Here is a 6,332-nt window from a genome sequence, read left to right as displayed (position 1 = left end):
CGAGGGACGTGTGGGCTGCGGTGGAAGCGGTGGTTGCCATGACCATCACGCTAGGGGGTGGGTGGCGGCCGGGGCTTCTCGATTCCTGACCGGTCACGAGCCATCCACCGCCTGGCGCCGGAAAGCCCCGGGCGGACTGCCGCATGAAGCGAAAGACGATGTGGCCGTCCGGGGCCGTCTGCCGGACCGCGGCCCCGCGTCAGGCGTTGAGGGCGGGGATGATCTCGGAGCCGTACGCGTCGATGGTGCCCTCGCGGTTGTCGTGCATGTCGTAGACGGCGAACTGGTCGACGCCGAGGTCCTTGAGGTGCCGCAGCTTCTCGATGTGGGCCTCGGCGGGGCCGAGCAGGCAGAAGCGGTCGACGATCTCGTCGGGGACGAAGGCGGTGTCGGGGTTGTCGGCCCGGCCGTGGTGGGAGTAGTCGTAGCCCTGCCGGTCCTTGATGTACGCGGTGAGCTCCTCCGGCACCATGTCGGAGTGCTCGCCGTACTTGGCGACCAGATCGGCGACGTGGTTGCCGACCATCCCGCCGAACCAGCGGCACTGGTCACGCGCGTGCGCCAGGTCGTCCCCCACGTAGGCCGGGGCGGCGACGCAGATGGTGAGCGCGTCGGGGTCGCGGCCCGCGTCGGCGGCGGCCTGACGGACCGCCTTGACCATCCACTCCGTGAGGAACGGGTCGGCGAGCTGGAGGATGAACCCGTCGGCCTTCTGCCCCGCCAGGGCCAGCGCCTTGGGGCCGTACGCGGCCATCCACACCGGCAGCTTGCCGTTCTTGATCCAGGGGATGCGGATCGGGTTGCCGTCGACCTCGGCCTCCCGCCCTTCCGCGAGGTCGCGGATGACCTCGATGGCCTCGCCGAGCCGGGCCAGGGTGTTGGGCCTGCGCCCGGCGACGCGCATGGCGGAGTCGCCGCGGCCGATGCCGCAGACGGTCCGGTTGCCGTACATGTCGTTCAGGGTCGCGAACGTGGAGGCCGTCACCTCCCAGGTCCGCGTCCCCGGGTTCGTCACCATCGTGCCCACGTGCAGCTTGGTGGTGTTGGCGAGGATCTGGCTGTAGATGACGAAGGGCTCCTGCCACAGCACGGCGGAGTCGAAGGTCCAGCCGTAGCGGAAGCCGTTGCGCTCCGCGCGGCGCATCAGGCCGACGACCTGCGAGGCGGGCGGGTCGGTCTGCAGGACGAGTCCGAAGTCCAACGTCGTTCTCCTAGTTCAGGTACTGGCAGGTGGAGCGGGGGGTGAACGCGCCGTGTCCGGCCCGGCCGGTGAACTTCCGCTGGTCGATGACGAGTTCGCCGCGCGAGAGGACCGTCTCGACCTGGCCGGTGATCGTCTTCCCCTCGTACGCGGAGTAGTCGACGTTCATGTGGTGGGTCGCGGCCGACAGGGTCTGCGTGGCGTGCGGGTCGTAGACGACGATGTCCGCGTCGGCACCGGGCGCGATCGTGCCCTTCTGCGGGTAGAGGCCGAACATCCGGGCCGGGGTCGCGCAGGCGATCTCGATCCACCGGCGGCGGCTGATGTGCCCGTCCACGACCGCCTGGTGGAGGAGGTCCATACGGTTCTCCACCCCCGGCAGACCATTGGGGATCTTGGAGAAGTCGCCCCGCCCGAGGTCCTTCTGCCCGACGAAGCAGAACGGACAGTGGTCGGTCGACACCACCTGGAGGTCGTTCGTCCGCAGCCCCCGCCACAGCGCCGCCTGGTGCTCCTTCGGCCGCAGCGGCGTGCTGCACACGTACTTGGCGCCCTCGAAGCCCGGCTCCGCCAGGTTGTCCGTCGACAGGAACAGGTACTGCGGACAGGACTCCCCGAAGACCGGCAGTCCCTTGTCCCGGGCGGCTGCCAGCTCCGCGACGGCCTCCTCGGCGGAGACGTGCACGACGTACAGCGGAGCCCCCGCGACCCGCGCCAGCTGGATCGCGCGGTGGGTCGCCTCGGCCTCCAGCAGGGCCTTGCGGACCTCCCCGTGGTAGCGGGGGTCGGTCTCGCCCCGGGCGAGCGCCTGCTCGACGAGGACGTCGATCGCGATGCCGTTCTCCGCGTGCATCATGATCAGCCCGCCGTTGTCGGCGGAGCGCTGCATGGCGCGCAGGATCCGGCCGTCGTCGCTGTAGAAGACGCCGGGGTAGGCCATGAAGAGCTTGAAGGAGGTGATGCCCTCCTGGACGAGCTTGTCCATCTCCTTGAGCGTGTGGTCGTTGACGTCGGAGAGGATCATGTGGAAGGCGTAGTCGATCGCGCAGTTGCCGTCCGCCTTGGCGTACCAGGCGTCGAGTCCTTCGCGCAGGCTGTGGCCGACGGTCTGGACGGCGAAGTCGACGATGGTGGTGGTGCCGCCCCAGGCGGCGGCGCGGGTGCCGGTCTCGAAGGTGTCGGAGGCGAAGGTGCCGCCGAAGGGCAGCTCCATGTGGGTGTGGGCGTCGACGCCGCCGGGCAGCACGTAGCGGTCGGTGGCGTCGATGATCCGGTCGGCGGTCCAGCCGGCCGCGACGTCCGAGCCGTGCGCGGCGAGGGCGACGACGCGGCCGTCCTCGATCAGCACGTCGGCGTGGACTTCGTCGGCGGCGGTGACGACGAGACCGCCGCGGATGAGGGTACGGGTGCTCACGGGACTTCTCCCCTGCCAACTAGAGCGATCGGAGGGCCTGTTCGAGGATCGCGGCACCTTCCTCGGCCTCGGAGACGGTGAGCGAGAGCGGCGGGGCGATGCGCAGGGTGCTGGTGTTGTGGCCGCCGCCCTTGCCGATGAGCAGGCCGTTCTCGCGGGCGGCCTCCAGGACGGCGGTGGCCGCGTCCGGGTTCGCCCGGTCGGTGCCCGGTTCGGTGAGTTCGAGGCCGATCATCAGGCCGCGGCCCCTGACCTCCCGTACGGCCGCGACTCCGGCCGCGGCGGCCCGGACGCGCTCGATGAGCAGACCGCCGACGCGGCGGGCGTTGCCCTGGAGGTCGTGCTCCAGGAGGTAGGACAGGTTGGCGAGTCCGGCGGCCATCGTGATCGGTGAACCGCCGAAGGTGGAGATGGAGTTGGCGTCGAGGCAGTTCATGACCTCGGCACGGGCGACGACGCCGCCGATGGACATGCCGTTCCCGATGCCCTTGGCGAAGGTGAGGATGTCGGGCGGTCCGGCCTGGCCGTGCGCCTGCCAGCCCCAGAAGTGCTCGCCGGTGCGGCCCCAGCCGGTCTGCACCTCGTCGGAGATCCAGAGGATGCCGTGCCGGTCGAGGACGCGGCGGAACGCGGCGTACAGGCCGTCGGGCGGGGAGGTGAAGCCGCCGACGCCCTGGATGGGTTCGGCGATGAGCGCGGCGACGCCCGCGCGGGTCTGGCCGAGCATGTCCTCCAGGTCGGCGACGCACGCCGCGGTGAACTGCTCGTCGGTGAGCCCGGCGTACGGGCCGCGGCCGCGGACGCCGCCGTGCACGTAGAGGGTCTGGAGCGGCGAGAGGCCGGTGGGCGACCAGGCCCGGTTGCCGGTGATGCCGACGGTGGAGAACGAGCGGCCGTGGTAGCTGTTGCGCATCGCCAGGATCTGGTTCGAGCGGCGGTACGCGGTGGCCAGGAGGAGGGCCGTGTCGTTGGCCTCGGTGCCGGAGGTGGTGAAGAAGACCCGGGCGTCGGGGATGCCGGAGAGGCCGGCGACGCGCTCGGCGAGCTCCACCATGGGCCGGTTGAGGTAGAGCGTCGAGGAGTGGATGATCCGCCCGGCCTGCTCGGCGACGGCCTTGGTGACCTCGGGCAGGGCGTGGGCGGTCATGGTGGTGAGGATGCCGCCGAAGAAGTCGAGGTACTTGCGCCCGTCGGCGTCCCAGACGTGGCGGCCCTCGCCGTGGGTGATCTCGATGGGGTCGCGGTAGTAGAGGGCGATCCAGTCGGGGATGACGGCCTTGTGCCGGTCGTAGAGGCTGCTCACGGCTGCACCAGCCCGTCGTACGCGTCGGGGCGGCGGTCCCGGTAGAACGCCCACTGCTGCCGGACCTGCTCGATGAGGCCGAAGTCGAGGTCACGGACGACGAGTTCCTCCGCCTTGTCGGAGGCGACCTCGCCGACGAACTGACCGCGCGGGTCGACGAAGTAGCTGGTGCCGTAGAAGTCGTTGTCGCCGTACTCCTCGATGCCGACCCGGTTGATGGCGGCGACGAAGTACTCGTTGGCGACGGCGGCTGCGGGCTGCTCCAGCTGCCAGAGGTACGAGGAGAGGCCGCGGTGGGTGGCCGACGGGTTGTAGACCAGCTGGGCGCCGTTGAGGCCGAGTTGGCGCCAGCCCTCCGGGAAGTGGCGGTCGTAGCAGATGTAGACGCCGATCCGCCCGACGGCGGTGTCGAAGACCGGCCAGCCGGCGTTGCCCGGGCGGAAGTAGTACTTCTCCCAGAAGCCCTTGACCTGCGGGATGTGGTGCTTGCGGTACTTGCCGAGGTAGCTGCCGTCGGCGTCGATCACGGCGGCGGTGTTGTAGTAGAAGCCCTCGCTCTCGACCTCGAAGACGGGGACGACGATCACCATGCCGGTCTCGCGGGCGAGGTCCCGCATCCGGCGGACGGTCGGGCCGTCCGGGACCGGCTCGGCCCAGCGGTAGTGCTCGGGCTCCTGGACCTGGCAGAAGTAGGGGGCGTTGAACACCTCCTGGAAGCCGATCACCTTGGCGCCCTGCCGGGCGGCCTCGCGGGCGTGCTCCTCGTGTTTGGCGATCATGGATTCGGTGTCGCCGGTCCAGGTGGCCTGGACGAGCGCGGCGCGTACGACAGCGGTCATGAGCTGCTCCTTCGGCACGGCGTCAGAGAGCCTCTACGCACGTAGACGCGGTGCGTAGGAGGAGAACGTAAGCCCCGTCACACCCCGGAGCAAGACCGCCGCCGCGAAGCGGCCGGGTCGATCATGTTTCATACCCGAGTAGTCCACGTCGGACACGTACCGACACGTACTGACCAGTACGGATACGGGCCCCCGTTGTCACCCCGCCAGGCCCGCCACCCGCAGGGCGTGGAGCAGGTCGCGCTCCCGGGACGCGGACACGGCGCGGGCCGCGGCCAGCACGTGGGGGACGAGTCCGTGCGGGTCCAGCGTCGCGAGCCGGGCGGCGTCCTCGGGGGTACGGACCCGGACGAACGCGGTCAGCAGCGCGCGTGCCTCGCGGTGGTGGCCCTCGGCGCGCAGCGCCGCGCAGGCCCCGGCGAGCTCCTCGGCCGGGCGGGACACGCCCTGCCGGAGCAGCTGCTCGCAGTCGGCCGTCCGGCCCGCGTCGGCGAGCACGCCCGCGACGGCGGCGAGCCGGGCGGGCGGCAGCGAGGCCGCCTCCCAGAGCAGGGTGGCCCAGTCGGCGCCGAGCCCGGCCCGGTGCAGCTGCTCCGCGAGCGCGGGCAGCCGCGCCGGCGGCCCGGCGAGCGCCTCGCAGAGCAGTGCGTGCGCCTCGCCGCTGCGGCCCTGTGCGCGGAGGCGCCGGAGGGCGTAGACCGCGTTGGCCGCGGCGCGGTCGGCTTCCACGGGGTCGGCTTCCACGGGGTCGGTGGCGGGCTCCGCGGCGGGGGCCTCCGCCGGGGCCGCTCCTCCGAAGCGGGCCCCGCGGGGTGCCGCTCCCCCGGCCGGGAGCGCGGGCAGCGGCGCCGGATCCGCCGCCGCCTCGGCCCCCTCCTCCAGCCAGGCGTACCGGGCACCCCGGGGGCGCCGCCCGGCCTTGACGGGCTTCGCGTCAGCGGCGGCACGCGCCGTGGCCGAGGCCGGGGCGGCCGGTGAAGCGCAGGGTGTTCTCGGCGCCGCCGCGGCAGAGCCCCTCCCCAGGCGGACCAGCCTGCCCGTCAGGTCCCTGACGCGTGCCGCCGCCCGCGCGTGGTCGTCGTGGGTCCAGGCGAGGTCGTGCTCCAGGCGGGCGGCCTCCGCCGGGTCCTGGGTGCCGCGCAGCCGCTCGGCGAGTTCGCGGCTCCGGGTCTCGGCGTACCGGCGCTCGTCCTCCATCAGGTCCCGGCGTTCCGCGAGGGCCTCCGCCCCGCCGGGCCGGCCGTCGTGGACGCGCGCGGCCGCCTCGTACAAGAACCGGCCGTGCGTGGCGAACGGCCCGCCGACGGGTTCGCCGGCGTCCTGGCAGAGGGACTCGACGATGTCCCAGGGCAGGATGTCGGCCCCGTCGAGGCAGGCGCGCAGGCCCTCCGGGTCGCGGGCGGCGAAGACCCCGTACCAGCCCGCGCCCGGTGGGACACGGCCGCAGAGCTCGGCCAGCCAGCGCGTGAACGCGGCGACTTCCACCGGGATTCGAAACACCGTCACGCGTCACGCACCTGCCCCGCAGTCGACTGGAGCCTTCCGGTCCGGGGGTATTGGACCGCAGTCGTGTTA

General features: G+C 72.2%; 5 protein-coding genes. All 5 read right to left on the bottom strand.

Annotated elements, in window-relative coordinates:
* Positions 1-199: 199 nt before the first annotated feature.
* On the bottom strand, positions 200-1,201 hold the full coding sequence (locus ACZ7HT_RS30275) for a TIGR03842 family LLM class F420-dependent oxidoreductase (protein ID WP_471171699.1): 1,002 nt from the start codon (positions 1,199-1,201) through the stop codon (positions 200-202).
* 10 nt (positions 1,202-1,211) lie between these two features.
* Positions 1,212-2,615 (bottom strand): dihydropyrimidinase, encoded by a 1,404-nt coding sequence (gene hydA, locus ACZ7HT_RS30270; RefSeq protein WP_471171697.1) that lies wholly within the window; start codon positions 2,613-2,615, stop codon positions 1,212-1,214.
* A gap of 19 nt (positions 2,616-2,634) precedes the next feature.
* Entirely contained in the window at positions 2,635-3,918 is a 1,284-nt protein-coding gene (locus ACZ7HT_RS30265) for an aspartate aminotransferase family protein (RefSeq protein ID WP_471171695.1), read from the bottom strand.
* A complete protein-coding gene (locus ACZ7HT_RS30260; protein ID WP_471171693.1) occupies positions 3,915-4,757 on the bottom strand; it encodes a nitrilase-related carbon-nitrogen hydrolase in 843 nt (280 codons plus the stop codon). Before ACZ7HT_RS30260 ends, ACZ7HT_RS30265 begins: the two co-directional genes overlap by 4 nt.
* A 198-nt stretch (positions 4,758-4,955) precedes the next feature.
* On the bottom strand, positions 4,956-6,263 hold the full coding sequence (locus ACZ7HT_RS30255; protein ID WP_471171692.1) for a UL36 very large tegument protein: 1,308 nt from the start codon (positions 6,261-6,263) through the stop codon (positions 4,956-4,958).
* Between the last annotated feature and the right edge of the window lie 69 nt (positions 6,264-6,332).

The organism is Streptomyces sp. NPDC037410 (assembly GCF_055602235.1).
Note: the sequence above shows the minus strand (reverse complement) of the source record. Positions and strands in the feature narration are given on the sequence as shown.